The sequence below is a fragment of the Mongoliibacter ruber genome (assembly GCF_003003005.1).
Lineage (GTDB): Bacteria > Bacteroidota > Bacteroidia > Cytophagales > Cyclobacteriaceae > Mongoliibacter > Mongoliibacter ruber.
Window position 1 is genome coordinate 13,587 of the sequence record NZ_PVTR01000008.1, and the last position, 17,740, is coordinate 31,326.

Genomic DNA, 17,740 nt, shown 5'->3' on the forward strand with positions numbered 1-17,740 from the left:
AGTCTGAAGACTTGAACCAACCACCTACCCCAACACCTCAATCCGCAGCATTCCAATACGCCATTCTTTCGCAGCTTTCTACTTCTATACTGTAAAAGTCGAATTCTTGGGTCACTTTGCCTTTGATCAGGTAGATGCCTCGGCCTTTAAAAGGGTATTTTTTGACCACAGGAGGGAAGTGAACCGTATCAATCCAATCTCCCTCACGATCTACAAAAGTCCCAAAGTTCATCACATCGCCCTTTACAGTTCTGGTGTATTTGATCGTGACGAGATAGCCGATGATCTGTACAGATTTACCCAAATACTGTTTCATATCTCGAGCCTTGATGCTGGAGACGGTCTGATCTTTGACAAGATGGAACGGGGAGTCCAGAGGAAATTCCAAGATTTCTATCTGATCTACGATTTCTTGCCTTACATCAGCTTCTTCCAATTCAGGCACTTCCAATTCCCGTAAGCCTGCTTGCTTAAAGAGTTCATTAGCTGTGTTTACCGTTTTACGCTTGTTGAGAATAAAATGAGCCTCCCAGAGCAAAGCCTGCTTGCTTTTACCCGTAAACCGAAAGCATCCTATCCGAATCAGGATCAACACCTGCTCCAAGCTGATATTGACCCGAGCTACAAAATCTGCCAAGCCCAAAAAGAACCCATTTTCACCCCTTTCGGTAAGTACTTTCTCTATGCTGATTTTCTCGAAAAATTTGAGGTGAACAAAACCTAGATAAACAGTCTTACCCTTGATCCTGGTCAGGTAATTACTTTCATTGATGTCCGGAGCTTGGATATCTGCCCCGTTCATACGGAGTTCGTGGATATAGAATTCGGTATGATAGAAGCCTCCGAAATTATTGATCACCCCAACCATAAACTCTAATGGGAAGTACGCTTTCAAATACAAACTCTGATAACTCTCCACTGCAAAGGAGGCTGAGTGCCCTTTGGCAAATGAATATCCCGCAAAACTCTCGATCTGATGCCAGACTTCCTTGGTGATCTTTGGGTCTCTACCTAACCTTTGACAATTGGCAAAAAACTGATCTTTCACTCTTTCAAATTCATCTTTCGAGCGTGATTTCCCACTCATGCCTCGACGCAACACATCTGCCTCGGACAGACTGAGCTCCGCAAAATAGTGGGCTACCTTGATCACATCCTCCTGATAGACCATGATGCCATAGGTTTCAGGCATAATATCTTTCATCACTGGATGAGCCATTTCTCTTCGCTCTGGATCAACATGTCTGAGGATATACTCCCGCATCATACCCGATCGCGCTACACCAGGACGTATGATGGAGCTTGCGGCGACAAGTTCCAGGTATTCGTCAGCTTTCATTTTAGCCAATAGCATCCGCATAGCGGGAGATTCTACATAAAATGCACCAATGGTATGTGCTGTCCTAAGTAGGTGTTTGATTTTTGGGTCTTTTTTGAATTGTTCTACTTGTCGGATATCCACTTCTACACCTTGATTTTGATGAATGATTTCCATCGCACTTTTGATATGTCCTAATCCTCGCTGTGAGAGAATGTCAAATTTATGCAAGCCAATATCCTCTGCAATATGCATATCGATGTGCGCAAGCGGAAATCCCTTGGGGGGCATCTCCGTTGCAGTGTAATAATGAATAGGTTTATGGGAAATCAATATACCACAAGCGTGGATAGTCAAGTGTGAAGGCATCCCATGGAGAACCTGACTGTATTTGATGATCAGCTTTCCGTACTGATCTGGAATATAATCGGACTTGGCGGCATGGTAGATCAGGGATTCTATCTCGGTTTTTGGAAGCCCAAAGACCTTCCCAAGTTCACGAAGCATGGAATTGGATTGAAAAGTACTGTAGGAGCCCAAGAGAGCGACATGTTCTTGTCCTCCTTTATTGTATTTGTCAAAAATATACTTTGTCACCTCATCCCTATCTGTCCAGCTGAAGTCCAAATCAAAGTCTGGTGGATTTTCTCTGTAAAGATTGATAAATCGCTCAAAATACAGATCCAATTCAATGGGATCCACATCAGTGATATAGAGGCAATAAGCCACGATGCTATTGGCTCCGCTGCCTCTGCCGACATGGTAGAAGTTTTTGCTGTAGGCGAATTTGATAATATCGTAATTGATTAGGAAATAAGAGACAAAGCCTTTCTGTTGAATCAACTGAAGCTCTTTTTCTATTCTCGTGCTGATTTCCGCGCTGAGATCTTTATACCTGTTCAATGCACCTTTGAAAGTTTCCTGTCGGAGATAATCGTAATCTTCCCAGTCGGAACCCAGGATGTCTCTTTTGTTTTTGACTGCTTGGAAATAAAAGGAAAACTGACATTGTTCCAGAAGTTTTTGGGCATTGTAAAGGAGGTAGCTGTGACCTTCGCAGCGCCCGACCATATCGGCATAGCTGTAAAACATATCACATATGTTTCCTTGTTCTTCGGCTTCTAACTTACTCAATAGCGTATTGCCATCGATCGCCCGCAGGAGACGGTGGGCATTGAACTCTATCTTGGAACTAAAAGTAACAGGCTGAAGCAAGACCAACTTCTCTTTCTGACGAAACCACCCTGACTTGGCTATTTTATTGAGCTGGTAAGGATGAACCCCGATGAACTCATTTTCCCGCAGGGTAAAAACCTTCTCAGAAAAAGGGTAAACGATAAAGCTATTTTGAAAAGAGGGGGCTTTTTCTCTAAAAGGAATCCCTTTGGTCCGGTGTTGGGAAAGGTGGAGGTTGAGTTCGTAAAAACCCTCTTGATTTTTGGCCAAACCGACGTATTGCTGCTTCACTCCATTTCGGAAATCTATGCCAATGACGGGGTGGATGCCGTTTTTCTGGGCTTCGCGAATAAAAGGAAACACTCCTGCTACCGAGTTGATATCTGTTAGGGCTAGGGAATCAAGTTTTTTACCCTTCGCTTCAGCAATCAGTGCCTCCACAGACATAGTACCGTATTTGAAGCTGTAAAACGAATGGCTGTTGATATACATTGATATAAATGAAAATATAGTTGAACTACGCCTTTGGAGATATATACTTTTTGACGTGTGCTTCTATGGCGGCGAAATTCAGATACAATTTCCCTTAAGTAGGCACGTAGATGATGCATCTTGCATCTCCTATATCATTCGATACCAAGGGGTAAATCTCCATACACATCCATGAATGTTAATTATATTAACATTCATGTGTTTATAATTTAAACAATAAAATGATTTCTGATCAAGCTCTTGAAGGAAATTGTCAGGGAAAGTTTGTGATTAGTAAATGAGAGTGCAGTAATGCAGGTTTGAAAGCATTCGACATAAAAAAAATATAAAACCTCTCTTTTCTTGAAATATACTATTTCATCTGCTTTTTTCTTCGGGTTACCACATAGCCTGTCCCGAGCCCCTCTGCCTCAAGCAAGCCTGGTTCGGAGAATATTCAGATACCCCAATAGCGATCAGGGCATTTCCCTGCGCGGACTTCTTTTTCTCTTGGCATTTCTTCATGCAGAACCCACAGATGGAAGAATAGAAGGAACGGTTATCTAAGGAATACTTTTCTGATTCCGATAAATACCAATAAAAGAATACTATAAGCAATAAAAAAAGGAATAATAAAATCTATCCATCCCAAGGCGAGCATAGCAGAAATGATCAACAATTGAAAACCCAATCCATAGACAGAAACGATTGACATAAACCAATTGGGAAAAGGTGCGATCTTGACTGCATTCTTATCCAACACGAAAATTGCTTTGTCAAAAGCTCCATAGAGGAGATTATATGTCCCAAATAACCAATTTACAGTTCTTTGACTTTCGCCAGGCAATGCTCTGGGGCTTTGGTCTTCAATAATTTTACTCGTACGCTCACCTCCAGCCGTATTGTGCCTCAAGACTACATAATAATAATTATACAAGGTACCCTGAAGTTGTATGCATATAAATGCAGCAAACATCGCCATCAAAGATGCCGAGGAGACCGCCCAAATTGTAATTAGTATCAGGAAGTTGAGGATAATATCAAAAATAGAATCTAAGTACCGTCCTGTATATGAGGGTGTATTTTTTACTCTGGCAAGCTCCCCATCTGCGGCATCCAATATAGACTTCAAAATCAAAAAGATTCCAGCTGCAAAATAGTAGCCATTCAAAATAGAATAAATAGCGAGTATCCCACTTACCCCAAAAAGGTATGTGACCTGTACAGGGGTGATCTTGGTGTGTTCGATTTTACTTACAAACAGCTTAGCGAAGGGTCTCCCATAATCGGAGACATCAACAAACTTCTTATCAGAAGGTAATTTAGACATTGATATAAAATAACACACTCAAAAGCCTTGCAAGATTTGAGCGATATGGTGGGGGTGGAAAATTTTAACAAAAATAGAACATGCGCTTTATGATTTTTGTTTTTTTATGGATGATATTTACCGTCATTCGGTCATTTTAAAAAATCAAACCCCTCAAACAGGCCTTCATCAGGTGATATTAGACTATCATTTGAACAAAATTTATTCAGAAAAATCAGTTTGGAGTACAAAAAGAGGTCTTAACCTCTCGAAGGGTAGAACAAGTATGTGTAAATAACGATTTGATCAGAAAGATCTCCGAAAACTATTTAAAGATATTGCCCAATACCTCGCATTGATTTTTTGTTAAAAAGAAATCTTCCTTAGCTTTACTTTTGACCTATGGAAATCTATATCGAATACCTTAATAGCATTGTCGAATATGAAATCAGGTGGAATATTTTCAAAACCATCCTGATCATACTCGTATTATGGCTTATCAAAAAAGGAGCTTATCACCTGATTGGCATCGGTAAAGACGAAGATCTAAAAAGAATATACCACTGGAGAAAAACAGTCCAATATAGCTTGGTTTTTATTGGACTACTATTAATCGGAAATATTTGGATCAGTAATTTCCAATCGATTACGACATTTTTAGGCTTATTGTCTGCCGGTATTGCCATTGCCTTGAAGGATATTTTTGTAAACATCGCAGGTTGGCTTTTTATTTATTGGAGAAAGCCCTTTGACGTCGGGGACAGGATTCAAATCGGAGAACACAAAGGTGACGTAGTAGATTTGAGGCTGTTTCAGTTTTCATTATTGGAAGTAGGCAATTGGGTGGATGCTGATCAAAGTACCGGAAGGATTGTTCATGTACCCAATGGGAAGGTTTTTTCTGATGCTCAAGCAAATTACAGCCAAGGCTTCGACTACATTTGGAACGAACAAAATCTCTATGTAAGTCTTGACTCCAATCACAAAAAGGCCCAAAAAATCCTCAAAGAAATCATGAATGAATTGATGCAGGATGGGTTTAAAAGTATAGAACGGGCAATGATGAAAGCGCATAAAGAGCACTTTATCCACTTCGGCCAATTCACCCCTACGGTCTATAGCAAAATACATGAAAGGGGTATACAGCTTTCTTTGAGGTACTTATGCCATCCTCGAAAGAGACGGGTATTGGAGCATCAGATTACAGAGGCTGTTTTGGAGAAATTCCGAGTCGAAAGCGATATCAGAATTGTCTACCCAATCACTTCTGTCTACTTAGACAAAGGACTCCAGTCATAAAAAAGCCCCCAAAACAGAGTTTGAAGGCTTTAAAGTTGAGTATGCTTTCATGAAGATCATTTCTCCACTCAAGATCCAGTGTGTTGACAGCTGACGTTGGGGTTGAAAGGAGTGTACATTCCGGAAGGGTTGGCTTTCCAAATCCATGCGTGAAGTTGGTAATGAGGTATAGGAGGACCTCCTTTAACATTGACCGGATCACCGTTTTCATCCACTGTCATTGCCCTATGATCATCAAATTGCACATCACCAAGCATTGGTGGTCCATCGTTTTCCGGATTACTGTCCCAAGGGCCTGCCGGCACTATGTATTCTACCCCTACTAGCTTCATTTTTCCATTTTTCATCGGTTCATATAAAAGCACTCCAGGTTCTGTTGCATTTACAAAAGGCCCGATTTTCCCCATATGTACCACATGGTGTCCCATCCCTCCCAAAGTAGGGTGCTGTACACAATGCTCAAGCATGTAACCATCATCAATTGCCGCATAAAAATCATGGTATTTGACCGTGGCTTGTCTGATTTGAGCGATCAGTTTATTTTGATTAGATGGGTTCTTTCTTAAAAACTCAGCCACTTCATCATTTTCCAAAAGGAAAATACCGTCAGTATCTAACTCTGAATCTTCATTTTGCATAGGTAAAGGGTCATCCAAATTCTCAGTCGTACAAGCTGACCAAATCAAGAAGATGCCTATAAGTGCGATGTAATTTTTCCATTCATTTTTCATATTTCTCAAGACTATGGTGATTGATATAGATTTTGTTTTTCAAAAATTAACTCTCCTAAAAACGCCTCTTAGCATAGCAAAGACGTACCGATTCCAAAAACCCATTTTCTCTCAATGGGAACAGTTCATTGCATGAGGCCTACATGAATACCGAAAGTCAGTGCTTAGTGCCAACTTATGGTGAAATAAAATTGTAAAATCATCAGAAAAATTGCTTCACCCAATCGGGTGATATTGTAATACAAAGATAAAAATCAATCAATTTTGATCATTGTAAGAATAGGATCCAACGACATGCCACCTGGATTAAGTCCTAATTCTCCTTCAGGCACATCAATGCCGAGATCCAAAAAATAACTCTCCCAAATGGAAAAAAGGTCTCCTGTATCCGGATCTTTGTAAGTCATTGGCGCAGGTTGAAACAGATTTGCACCATGATTTGCCTTTTTGAAAGCAACATGAATCAACTCTGAACAGTAGTACGCATCATTTTCAAATGAAAAAGCATAATCATACGGTTTACCGAGTTTGGTCTTAGCTTCTTGAATGGCAGCCGGAATCAAGCTTTGATAAGGATCATCAAGTCTTCCAACCATTACTTTGGGGCTTCCATTTTCATCCAAATGTCTATCCAAAAAGTCTTCGAGTGGCGTCTGGCTAACGCCTTTGCCAATGGCTTCAATTACAAACCATTCGCCACTTTCCTTGATCAATAAACCATTGTGAGAAAAATCCCTGCCTTCAAAACCATCCGTGACTTTTCTTATTGCGTCACAGAAATCCCCACAGTCCCCATCCTGAAAAAGAATATCTCCTTCCTGCCACACAAAATCTGGCTCAGAACAAGAAATACAGAGCAGAAAGGAAAGAAAAGAAATTAGGCGAAGCATGAGTTTAGAATTTAGATAACCATAAAAAAGAAAACCAAAGCAACTCCCAAAATCAAAACCATCTTTTTAGCTTTTTCTTTGGTCTTGTCTGTAATTTTTCTTTTTCTCAATACCAATACTGCTATACTTAACCCAAAAAACTGCAATGCTATACCTACCCCATTCAAGGGGCCCATAGGAGCTTCCAATAGGTTCATGTTTTTATTGATCAAGGCCAATAGGCACAAGGTAATCCCCACTATTCCAAAAATAAAAGAGCGCTGCAGAAGTAGCCCCTCATCCTTTTCCATCCAATTCATGCTTATTTGATTTTGCTTTTTCTTTCTTCTAAATAATTCTCTATACTTTTCAAATCCATGGCATTGAATGTCATATCCTTGGTCAATCCTCCTTTTCTACCAACAATCACTCCATAGCGCATGTCTGCGTAGCCTTCCATCTCGTGTGCATCGGGATTAATGGACAATTTCACTCCCTTTTCCAGTGCATATTGAATCCACCTCCAGTCCAAATCCAGCCGCCAAGGGTTAGCATTGATTTCAATCACAACATCATACTTGGCACATGCATCGATGATCGCTTTATGGTCAACTGGGTAACCTTCTCTTCTAAGCAACAACCTTCCCGTAGGATGGCCAAGGATAGTAGTGTATGGGTTTTCTATCGCTTTGAGAAGTCTTGCCGTAGCTTTTTTACGATCCATGCTTAACCCAGAATGGATAGAAGCCACAATAAAATCAAAACTTGCCAGTACATCATTGGGGTAATCCAAACTGCCATCAGTCAAAATATCACTTTCAATTCCTTTAAATATCTTGAATGGCGCTAATTCTTTATTCAACTCTTCAATCTCATGTTGCTGCCTGGTCACTTTATCTATATCCAAACCACCTGCATACGAGGCTGTTCGGCTATGGTCCGAAATCCCCAAATATTCATATCCCTCATCCCTACAGAATTCAGCCATTTGACGAAGGCTGTGTTTCCCATCACTATAAGTGGAGTGGTTGTGGAGGATTCCCTTAAGATCACCTTCCTGGATCAAGTTGCCAAATCCTCCATTTCTGGCCATATCAAACTCAATAAAGCCTTCTCTCAACTCCTCTGGAATAAAAGGCAGTTCAGCTTTCTGATAAATTTCCTCTTCTGAATTCACCTTTCCCTCTTCTTTTATGATTTGGGCAAGTGTTTTATTTTCATTGACAGGATAAAGAAGGTGACCCTTGCTCCCAGTTCTTAACAACTTTTCAGACCAAAACTTATCTTTTTGAGTAAAATGAATCAAAAGCTGAACTTCAGGATTGAGCGTTTTGCCTCTCCATTTGTATGGGCTAGAAGTCTTTAAGTCTTGCTCTAAATTTTCCATAGCAGAAATTTGACTGAGCACAATTCCGTGATCTGTCCCGCTGACAAGCCACTCTACAGTCTGGATGATTTCCATTTTCCTTGCAAAATCTCCAACGGAAGTCACCTCATTGACACCTTCCAAAGCTTCGAGCTTTTGACCAAAATCCTGCATGAGATCTTCAATATCTGCAAACAGCCATTTGCCCATATTAGCAGCTTTAAACTCCAAAGCTTGAATGATACTTTCTTGGGTTTTTTCACCAAAGCCCTTGATTTTAGCTACTTGACCAGCTTGGCAAGCTTCTAATAGTTCATGGGTTGAAGTGATACCCATCTCCTCCCAAAGCACCTTTACTTTTTTTGGCCCCAAGCCCTTGACCTCCAAAATCTCCAGGATTCCTGTTGGAGTTTTAGCCAATAACTCATCGAGGTATTGACTTTCTCCTGATGCATTAAAAGCGTAAATCACCTCAGCTATACTTTTACCAATCCCATTGATTTTCTGAAGTTCATCAATGCTTTTGCCCACTATCGAAATATCTTCTCCACGATCAATGACATTGACTGCAGTTTGATAGCTTCTTATTTTGAAAGTATTCTCATCATGCAGCTCCATGAGCTTGATAATGAGTTTGAGTTGACGAATAATGCTTTTTTGATCCAAAATTTTGTTGAATTTGATTACTGATAAGGACAAATGTCATCAATAATTGTTTCAAATTAAAATCATAAAAACTAACTTATGCCTGAAGAAAAATCTGTCTTTGACCAAAAAATTAAATCAACTTCATGAGATCATACTTATTCGTCCTGACTTTTCTCTTTATCCAAACGTCACTACATGCGCAGGTGATATTTGTGGAGAGATTTGAATTCGAATCGAAGTATCAGGAAAAAGATTTCATGGTCATGAACAGACCAGGAGGTTTGATCGCGTTTAGAAACCAAGCCGAAAAAGGATTCAACCTTCGTTCTAAACTCCAACTGATTTTGACCGATTTCCAATTGCAGACCGAAAGGTTTTCTGAAATACCGGTCAAAGACAACTATGATTTAGTGGGATATGATCTGGAAGGAGATTTTTTTTATGCCCTCTTCCAAAAAGGAACTACAGCTACATCAGACAGGTATGTCATTGAAGTAAACCTCAAAAATGATGAGGCCATTGAAATTTCCATGGAATTTGTTCACGCCATGGAATTGCAGGAGTTTTTTGTTTTAAACCGAAAAGCAGTCTTTTTAGGCATTTCAGAAATGCGGCCCCTTGTACAAATTCTGAATATCGAAAGCAGTGATTTGATTACAGTACAAGGTGTATATTCTAAAGATACAAATGTCATTCAGATCAGAAAAGATTCTGAGTTGGGCCTGATAGACATCCTCGTAAGCATGAGGGACAGGCTAAAAGTGAAGCAACTAAAGGTGTTCAGTTTTGATGATGAAGGAAATAAAATCCGTGAAATCAATATTGAAAACCCAAATCCGAGAGAAAACGAATTCACAGAAGGTATCATCACCCCGTATTTTGAATACCAGCAGAGCATTGTCGGGTCATATGGGAGAAAAAGAAGAGATGCTTATCTGGGTTTGTATATTGCCGATATCAACGAATTTGGAGAGTCTGATATCAAATTCTATACGATGGAAGATTTTCCTAATTTTTACAATTACCTGACAGACAAACATCGGGAAAGAAAACTTAGGTCATTAGAAAAAACAATAAGGAGAGGGAAAACACCCATCATAAATGATGTGTTTTCTACAAGGGAAGTAATCCCAATGGAAGACGGTTTTTTGATTCATAGTGACCATTTCAATGCTACCAATCCCCGGTATATGCCAAGAGATAGGATGTATGCCAATGATGCTTACAGGCTATTCCCCAACAGGACACTTTTTCATGGACCTGTAAGCGGCTATCATTATAACCCCATGTTTTATTCGCCACGTCACACTTATTCATCAAATTGGCAACAAAACGGATCTTACAAGTTTCTGTCTTCCTACTTTATTTTGATTGGTCGGGAAGGGCAGGTAATTTGGGATAATGCGTTTAACCTAGACAATAAAACCGTAGACTATCCCGGTAAATTTGGAGAAATCGCCTTTGATGGTCAAAAACTTCATTACCTCTATCTGGATTGGGGAAAAATCAACATGAGTTACATGAAAAATGCAGAGGTGATTTTCGAAAATGTCCCATTTGGTATAGAATTGATCAATGAAAAAGAAAGAATTAGGGACACCCGAGACCAAAGCTTGAGCCTAAGTTGGTGGTATGACAACTATTTCCTACTCTCCGGCAAACAGCGGATTCGGTACTTAAACGAACAGGGAAGAGAAGAAACTAGAGAGGTGTTTTTCATGACTAAAATAAAGGTCAATGGAGACCTCTATGAACCCGAGGAAGAGGATAGATAAGGAAAGAATTTTGTAAAAACCATAAAGGGATTTTTCAGCTTGCTTCCTACTTCTTCAATTATGTTTATATTTGCATCCAAAGCTAAGCCATGCAAAAACGACTTGTGCTGGATCAACAGCAAATTGCCATCATCCTCAAGCGCTTCTGTCATCAGTTGATCGAAAATCACGATGATTTCGAAAATACTGTTTTTTTAGGCCTTCAGCCTAGAGGCCCTATCGTACTGGACAAAATCGTGTCAACAATTCAAGAAATATCAGGACAAAAAGTGCCTTACGGTTATCTGGATGCGACTTTTCATAGAGACGACTTCAGAAGAAGAGACCTCCCGCTTAAGGCAAATGAAACAAAAGTTAACTTCCTTATCGAGGGGAAAAAAGTCATTCTTATAGATGATGTACTCTACAAAGGCCGCTCAGTAAGAGCCGCTCTTGATGCCATGATCGCTTTTGGAAGACCACAAAAAGTAGAGCTCATGGTTTTGATTGACAGAAAATATACCAGAGACTACCCTATCATGCCGGACTATCACGGATTGAAAGTCAACACCCTTGAGAGCCAATACGTGTCCGTAGAATGGGCAGAAAACGGATTTGAAAAGGACGCCATTTGGATCACTGAAAAAGCATAAAGCCAAAATGTCACAACTCAGCAGCAGACACCTCTTAGGAATCAAAGACATCACAGCAGAAGACATTCAGCTTATCTTTGAGACAGCAGATAATTTTAAAGAGGTACTCAACAGACCAATCAAAAAAGTCCCCTCATTAAGAGATATCACCATTGCCAATATATTTTTTGAAAACTCTACTCGTACCAAGCTTTCCTTCGAGCTTGCTGAGAAAAGACTTTCAGCTGATGTAGTCAATTTTTCTTCCAGCAATAGCTCTGTAAAAAAAGGAGAAACCCTCATTGACACTGTCAACAACATCCTTTCCATGAAAGTGGATATGGTGGTCATGCGCCACAGCAGCCCGGGAGCTCCTCATTTTCTCTCAAGAAATATCAAAGCCAATATCGTCAATGCTGGCGACGGTACGCATGAGCACCCTACTCAAGCATTACTCGATGCTTTTTCTATCAGGGAAAAATTGGGTGATGTAGCTGGTAAAAAGGTGGCTATCATCGGTGACATATTACACTCCAGGGTGGCCTTGTCCAATATCTTCTGCCTTCAAAAGTTAGGTGCCGAAGTGATGGTATGTGGACCGATCACTTTACTTCCAAAACATATCACTTCATTAGGGGTCAAGGTAGAGTATGACATACAAAAAGCACTTGAATGGTGTGATGTAGCCAATATCCTGAGGATTCAACTGGAGCGACAACAAATCAAATATTTCCCTTCCTTACGTGAGTATTCTTTATTCTATGGGGTAAACAAAAAGATGCTAGACCGACTTGATAAGGAAATTGTCATCATGCATCCGGGCCCAATCAATAGAGGAGTGGAATTAAATTCAGATGTAGCCGATTCGGAGCATTCGATTATTTTAAACCAAGTAGAAAATGGAGTAGCCATTCGCATGGCTGTACTTTACCTTCTTGCTGGAGTAAGATGATATTATTAAACATAAAAAAAGAGGGCTACCGAATCGATAGCCCTCTTTTTTTTACAATATGTATTGAGAAAGATCTCTGTTTTTGACTAGAGAATTTAGCCTTTCTTCCACCATTTCTTTGGTAATCATGATTTTGGAGTTGGCTTCAATAGTATCCGGCACATCAAAGAGGAAATCATTGAGCAAGTGACTCATTACAGTATGCAGTCTTCGTGCTCCTATATTCTCCACTTCTTCGTTGATTTTAAACGCCAACTTGGCGATTTCCTTGATCGATTCGTCATTGAATTCCAAGTAAACCTGCTCTGCCTCAAACAAAGCTTGATATTGCTTTGTCAAAGCATTTTTTGGTTCCTTCAAAATCCTATAAAAATCGTCTTCTGTCAAACTACTAAGCTCAACCCTAATTGGGAATCTACCCTGAAGCTCTGGTATCAAATCTGATGGCTTGCTCACGTGAAACGCACCCGCTGCAATAAACAGTACATGATCTGTATTGATGATACCGTATTTGGTATTGACAGCACTTCCTTCTACAATTGGAAGTAAGTCACGTTGCACACCCTCTCGGCTGACATCAGGCCCGCCACCACCTTTTCCACCTTTGGAGGCAATTTTATCTACCTCATCGATGAAAATAATCCCATTGTTTTCAGCAAGTTTGATCGCTTCCTCTTTGACTTCATCAAAGTCAATAAGCTTCGATGCTTCCTCCTCCATCATTACTTTTCTGGCTTCGGCAATGGTCAATTTTCTCTTTTTGGTCTTCTTGGGCATCATACCTGATATCATGTCCTGAATACCAGCCATAGCAGCATCATCCATCATGCCGTTTCCTATCATTCCTACGCCGACAGGAGAACTTTGCTTGACATTGATCTCAATCTTACGGTCTTCCAATTCGCCATTTTTGAGCTTTTCACGAAACCTATCTCTGGTTTTCTCATTCAACTCATCCTCAGAGGCACTATCGGGATTGAATTCTGAATTTGATTGGCCCGGAGAAGTTCTTAAAAAACCGGGTGATTTGACAGGTGGAATCAAAATATCTAAAATAGCTTCCTCCACCGCTTCTGCAGCTTTTTCCTTTACCTGTTCATTTTTGTTTTCCTTGACCAAGTGGACTGCCTGCTCTACCAAGTCTCTTACCATACTCTCTACGTCTCTTCCTACATAACCTACTTCAGTAAATTTGGAAGCCTCCACTTTTGTAAAAGGCGCATTGGCGATTTTAGCAAGCCTTCTGGCGATTTCTGTTTTACCTACCCCTGTAGACCCTATCATCAGTATATTGTTGGGGACGATATCTTTCTGGATGTCAGTTTTCACATTCAACCTTCTGATTCTGTTCCTCAGGGCTATGGCAACATTCCTTTTTGCATCATGCTGCCCGATTATATATTTGTCAAGTTCGCCTACAATTTGTCTCGGCGTCAAATGATTGATGTCGTTTCTCATAATTTATTTTAACGATTAAAACGTTCTCCACTCGTTGATTGCGGTAGATACTCCAAATACATTGGAGCCTCCCGGTATATTGTAAAACATCCTTGCGTAGGATAGTTCGAATTTCTTTACCTTAAATGCGAATCCTCCAGAAAAACCTCCCGCTCCAGCACCCGCTGCAGTTTCAAACTCCTTTCTGATAAGATGGTTGTAGCCCAACCTCAAGCTTAAGTGCTCACTTGGCAATATTTCCACTCCAAAAACTGCCCTTCTGAATAGTTTGTCAGCCACACCAATATCCATTCTGTTCCTCGAAGGATTTGTCATGTAGAAATCAACTTCTCTTCCCTGAAGGTTGCGTAGGCTCAGATGGAACCTGAAAGGCGCATGCTCAGGCTTAAAGCTACCTCCTAGCCTCAGGTCAGACGGCATTTGTAGACTTTGGTTGTTTAAATATGTACTAAGCCCAAAACCAATATTTCTTGCATTGATACCCAGTACAAGGTCTAGATCAGGATGATAGTAATTTACCCCAAAATCAAAAACCAATGCATAGGCTTGATAGCTTTCAAGTACAGAGCCCAATAACTTCAAATTTGCGCCATAGCGGAACACTTCCGTCCCTTCACTATATCCCAACACCAATGCAAATTCACTGGCTCCAAATTCACCAATCGGCATTCCTATTGGGTCAAACCCTTCAAATCTACCGTAATCCATGTATTGGAGCCCTACACCCCATACACCTCTAAACAGGCCTTCAAATGTATACCCGACTGTTGCTGCCTGAACACCTCCAGGGAAATTCAGGTAGTGGAAAGCCGGCGTGTGAAGCACCGTACTATCCAAAAGTGCAGGATTGGAAAGAAACATCAAGGGGTCTTTTCCCGCTGTAATATTCACCCCGCCCAAAGCTGCCAATTTGGCTTGGGCTGGATTATCTATAAAGTTAAATGCTGAAATACTAGTCTGCCCTAGAATAGGTTGAGTGCAAAATGCCATGCATCCGAAACAAAGCGCTAAGGAAAAACAGAAATTATGGACTCCTTTTCTGACAAACTGCTCCAATTTGGAATATATTAATCCACTAGTTTCCCTGAATTGCTTTCTTTAGGAAAAGAAAAAACCATAGGATTTTCAACTTTGGTTTTAAGCAAAGCTATGTCAAGCACCTCTTCCACTTTATCTACAAAATGAAAATTGATCCCTTTTAAGTATTCCTCATCTATTTCCTCTATATCTCTCTTATTCCTTTCACAAAGGATGATTTCTTTTAATCCCGATCGCTTGGCCGCAAGGATTTTCTCCTTGATTCCACCCACAGGCATTACTTTTCCTCTCAATGTAATTTCGCCAGTCATTGCCAGCTTTGACTTCACTTTTCTTTGAGAGAAAAGAGAGGCCATCGCTGTAAGCATCGTAATACCAGCAGAAGGTCCATCTTTGGGAACTGCACCAGCCGGTACGTGTACATGCAAATCATAATGATCAAATATCCTGTAATCGATGTCCAAAGTGTCGGCTTTTGATTTGAGGTAAGACAAAGCTGTCACCGCAGATTCTTTCATCACTTCACCAAGCTGACCTGACAATGTCAGTTTACCTTTTCCTCTACTCAATGAAGTCTCTATAAATAAGATCTCACCGCCTACCGAAGTCCAAGCCAAACCTGTAACCACACCGGCAACACTGTTGTCTTGATAAATCTCCTTGTCAAAGATTTCGCTACCCAATATTTTTCTGACTGCCTGCGTAGTGATTTTTTTATTGTATTCCTCCTCCATCGCAATGGATTTGGCGATATTCCTGATTACTTTACCAATCACTCTTTCCAGACTCCTTACACCTGATTCACGGGTATAGTGCTCGATGATTTTGACTAAAGCTGCCTTGTCAAAAACAACGTCTCTAGCCTTCAGACCATGTTCTTTTTTCTGCTTGGGCACCAAATGTTTTTTAGCTATTTCAAGCTTTTCTTCCATCGTGTAGCCAGTCACTTCTATGATCTCCATCCTGTCTCTCAAGGCTGGCTGAATTGTATCTAGTGAATTGGCCGTCGCTATAAAGAGAACTTTAGAAAGGTCATATTCCACTTCCAGATAATTATCCACGAAAGTGCTGTTTTGTTCAGGATCTAAGACCTCCAAAAAAGCTGAAGATGGATCTCCTCTGAAATCTGAACTCAGTTTGTCAATCTCATCCAACACATAGACAGGGTTAGAGGTTTTGATCTTCTTCATATTTTGAATGATCTTGCCTGGCATTGCCCCTACATATGTTTTTCTATGTCCACGGATTTCTGCTTCATCATGCACACCACCAAGTGACATGCGCACATATTTTCTTCCAAGTGCTTTCGCTATGGATTTTCCTAATGAAGTTTTTCCGACACCTGGAGGGCCATATAAACAAAGAATCGGTCCTTTCAAGTCATTTTTCAGCTTCAAGACCGCTAAATATTCAATGATGCGTTCTTTGACTTTTTCCAAACCATGGTGATCCTTATCCAATATTGTTTTGGCTCGTTTGAGATCAAAATTATCTTTGGTAAGCTCATTCCAAGGAAGCTCGACCATAGTTTCCGCATAGTTGAGAGCTATTGGATACTCAGCTGCCGATGGATTGATTCTCAGTATTTTGTCAAGCTCTTTGTTGAAATGTCTGGCTACTTCAGTAGGCCATTTTTTCTTCATCCCCTTGACACGAAGCTCTTCGACTTCCTTTTCGGGCCCTTCTTCACCAAGCTCTGTTTGAAGCACTTTCATCTGCTGCCTAAGAAAATAGTCCCTTTGCTGCTGATCGATATCAGTATGTACTTTTTTCTGGATTTCGGACTTCAGCTCAAGCATCTGAATATCCTTCATCATAAATTCAAGCAACAATGTCGCACGCTCAACTCCATCATTTATTTCAAGCAGTTTTTGCTTGGCTTCTACCGGCGCATTGATATTGGAAGAAAGGAAGTGCGTCAAAAATGGCGTGCTGTCAATGTTATCCAAAGCAACCTGTGCTTCTCTTGGTATTTCTGGGTTTAGGTGCAAAATCTTGGCTGCAGCGTCTTTTAATGACTCTTCAAGGGCCTTAATCTTTCTGTTGTTTTTGGGGAAAGTTTCCTCGAGGTAATCAACCTTGGCTACAAAATAGGGATCCTCACTAATTTGCTCAGTGATCTGAAACCTCTTTTTCCCCTGTATGATAATAGTTGTATTGCCATCAGGGAGCACAATCATCTTGATGATTTTGGCCACTGTACCCACATGATAAATATCATCCCAGGAGGGATCGTCGTTTTGAGGATTAATCTGTGCACAGACACCGATCATTTTATCACCTTTTTGGGCTTTCTTGACCAGTCTGATAGACCGTTGCCTGCCTACTGTAATAGGGATTACTACCCCTGGGAATAATACAGTATTTCTAACGGAAAGGATTGATATTTCATCTGCATAAGATTCTTTTTGGTTGAGCGATTCCTCTTCGTCATCAGTAATTAACTGAATGAGGTCTCCCTCTCCTGCAAATTCTCCTACCATAAGTGATTGATATAAATGATTTTCAAAGTTGTTCATAAAGGACAATATGACAGTCAAACTGTCACAATTTATTTAAAATAAAGAAGAACCTTCAAAGTACGAAGGTTCTCCCAATAAATTCAATGTATATGCCAATGTTTGTTTAGGTACAAATTGGCAGGTGCAAGACTTTACCAAGTCTAGTTCTTCTGAAAGCATATTGACGCTTATATGATTTTTTATTTCGTACTTCCTTT

13 protein-coding genes are annotated in these 17,740 nt (G+C 40.3%); 4 read left to right on the top strand and 9 right to left on the bottom strand.

Annotation, left to right across the window (positions count from 1 at the left end; translation table 11 throughout):
• Positions 1-37: 37 nt before the first annotated feature.
• Together CLW00_RS13695 and CLW00_RS13700 are read right to left on the bottom strand one after the other, a co-directional pair.
• A complete protein-coding gene (locus CLW00_RS13695; RefSeq protein ID WP_106134267.1) occupies positions 38-2,986 on the bottom strand; it encodes a DNA polymerase III subunit alpha in 2,949 nt (982 codons plus the stop codon).
• A 538-nt stretch (positions 2,987-3,524) separates the two neighbouring features.
• Complete coding sequence (locus tag CLW00_RS13700) at positions 3,525-4,295, bottom strand: CDP-alcohol phosphatidyltransferase family protein (RefSeq protein ID WP_106134268.1); 771 nt, start codon at positions 4,293-4,295, stop codon at positions 3,525-3,527.
• Between the two features lie 381 nt (positions 4,296-4,676).
• On the opposite strand from CLW00_RS13700, the gene CLW00_RS13705 reads away from it, so the two are divergent.
• Positions 4,677-5,573 (top strand): mechanosensitive ion channel family protein, encoded by an 897-nt coding sequence (locus CLW00_RS13705; protein WP_106134269.1) that lies wholly within the window; start codon positions 4,677-4,679, stop codon positions 5,571-5,573.
• A 68-nt stretch (positions 5,574-5,641) separates the two neighbouring features.
• Here CLW00_RS13705 and CLW00_RS13710 read toward each other — a convergent pair whose 3' ends face one another.
• The 4 genes from CLW00_RS13710 to polX form a co-directional block, all read right to left on the bottom strand.
• Positions 5,642-6,313 (bottom strand): hypothetical protein, encoded by a 672-nt coding sequence (locus CLW00_RS13710; protein WP_146131426.1) that lies wholly within the window; start codon positions 6,311-6,313, stop codon positions 5,642-5,644.
• Between the two features lie 245 nt (positions 6,314-6,558).
• Positions 6,559-7,194 (bottom strand): YiiX/YebB-like N1pC/P60 family cysteine hydrolase, encoded by a 636-nt coding sequence (locus tag CLW00_RS13715; RefSeq protein ID WP_106134271.1) that lies wholly within the window; start codon positions 7,192-7,194, stop codon positions 6,559-6,561.
• Positions 7,195-7,205: 11 nt separating this feature from the next.
• The gene (locus tag CLW00_RS13720; protein WP_106134272.1) at positions 7,206-7,493 is read right to left on the bottom strand and encodes a hypothetical protein; all 288 of its coding nucleotides are present in this window, start codon (positions 7,491-7,493) and stop codon (positions 7,206-7,208) included.
• A 2-nt stretch (positions 7,494-7,495) separates the two neighbouring features.
• Positions 7,496-9,157, bottom strand: a complete 1,662-nt coding sequence (gene polX, locus CLW00_RS13725; protein WP_245917305.1) for a DNA polymerase/3'-5' exonuclease PolX — start codon at positions 9,155-9,157, stop codon at positions 7,496-7,498.
• A 173-nt stretch (positions 9,158-9,330) separates the two neighbouring features.
• Between polX and CLW00_RS13730 the strand changes: the two genes are divergently transcribed.
• The 3 genes from CLW00_RS13730 (at position 9,331) to CLW00_RS13740 (ending at position 12,525) form a co-directional block, all read left to right on the top strand.
• On the top strand, positions 9,331-10,962 hold the full coding sequence (locus CLW00_RS13730) for a transcriptional regulator (protein ID WP_106134273.1): 1,632 nt from the start codon (positions 9,331-9,333) through the stop codon (positions 10,960-10,962).
• A gap of 89 nt (positions 10,963-11,051) precedes the next feature.
• On the top strand, positions 11,052-11,594 hold the full coding sequence (pyrR, locus tag CLW00_RS13735) for a bifunctional pyr operon transcriptional regulator/uracil phosphoribosyltransferase PyrR (RefSeq protein ID WP_106134274.1): 543 nt from the start codon (positions 11,052-11,054) through the stop codon (positions 11,592-11,594).
• Positions 11,595-11,601: 7 nt separating this feature from the next.
• Positions 11,602-12,525 (top strand): aspartate carbamoyltransferase catalytic subunit, encoded by a 924-nt coding sequence (locus CLW00_RS13740; RefSeq protein WP_106134275.1) that lies wholly within the window; start codon positions 11,602-11,604, stop codon positions 12,523-12,525.
• Positions 12,526-12,576: 51 nt separating this feature from the next.
• Here the strand turns inward: CLW00_RS13740 and hslU are convergent, their stop codons facing one another.
• The 3 genes from hslU to lon are packed head-to-tail and all read right to left on the bottom strand — an operon-like array spanning position 12,577 to position 17,540.
• The gene (gene hslU, locus CLW00_RS13745; protein ID WP_106134276.1) at positions 12,577-13,983 is read right to left on the bottom strand and encodes an ATP-dependent protease ATPase subunit HslU; all 1,407 of its coding nucleotides are present in this window, start codon (positions 13,981-13,983) and stop codon (positions 12,577-12,579) included.
• A 15-nt stretch (positions 13,984-13,998) separates the two neighbouring features.
• Entirely contained in the window at positions 13,999-15,039 is a 1,041-nt protein-coding gene (gene porQ, locus CLW00_RS13750) for a type IX secretion system protein PorQ (RefSeq protein ID WP_281257437.1), read from the bottom strand.
• Between the two features lie 11 nt (positions 15,040-15,050).
• A complete protein-coding gene (lon, locus tag CLW00_RS13755; RefSeq protein WP_106134278.1) occupies positions 15,051-17,540 on the bottom strand; it encodes an endopeptidase La in 2,490 nt (829 codons plus the stop codon).
• Positions 17,541-17,740 lie beyond the last annotated feature (200 nt).

Bases quoted from the DNA above. Each gene is read 5' to 3' on its own strand.
- CLW00_RS13730 (WP_106134273.1), top strand. From the start codon at position 9,331: ATGAGATCATACTTATTCGTCCTGACTTTTCTCTTTATCCAAACGTCA.
- CLW00_RS13720 (WP_106134272.1), bottom strand. From the start codon at position 7,493: ATGAATTGGATGGAAAAGGATGAGGGGCTACTTCTGCAGCGCTCTTTT.
- CLW00_RS13715 (WP_106134271.1), bottom strand. From the start codon at position 7,194: ATGCTTCGCCTAATTTCTTTTCTTTCCTTTCTGCTCTGTATTTCTTGT.
- CLW00_RS13740 (WP_106134275.1), top strand. From the start codon at position 11,602: ATGTCACAACTCAGCAGCAGACACCTCTTAGGAATCAAAGACATCACA.
- polX (WP_245917305.1), bottom strand. From the start codon at position 9,157: ATGGAGCTGCATGATGAGAATACTTTCAAAATAAGAAGCTATCAAACT.
- lon (WP_106134278.1), bottom strand. From the start codon at position 17,540: ATGAACAACTTTGAAAATCATTTATATCAATCACTTATGGTAGGAGAA.
- CLW00_RS13700 (WP_106134268.1), bottom strand. From the start codon at position 4,295: ATGTCTAAATTACCTTCTGATAAGAAGTTTGTTGATGTCTCCGATTAT.
- CLW00_RS13705 (WP_106134269.1), top strand. From the start codon at position 4,677: ATGGAAATCTATATCGAATACCTTAATAGCATTGTCGAATATGAAATC.
- hslU (WP_106134276.1), bottom strand. From the start codon at position 13,983: ATGAGAAACGACATCAATCATTTGACGCCGAGACAAATTGTAGGCGAA.
- CLW00_RS13695 (WP_106134267.1), bottom strand. From the start codon at position 2,986: ATGTATATCAACAGCCATTCGTTTTACAGCTTCAAATACGGTACTATG.
- pyrR (WP_106134274.1), top strand. From the start codon at position 11,052: ATGCAAAAACGACTTGTGCTGGATCAACAGCAAATTGCCATCATCCTC.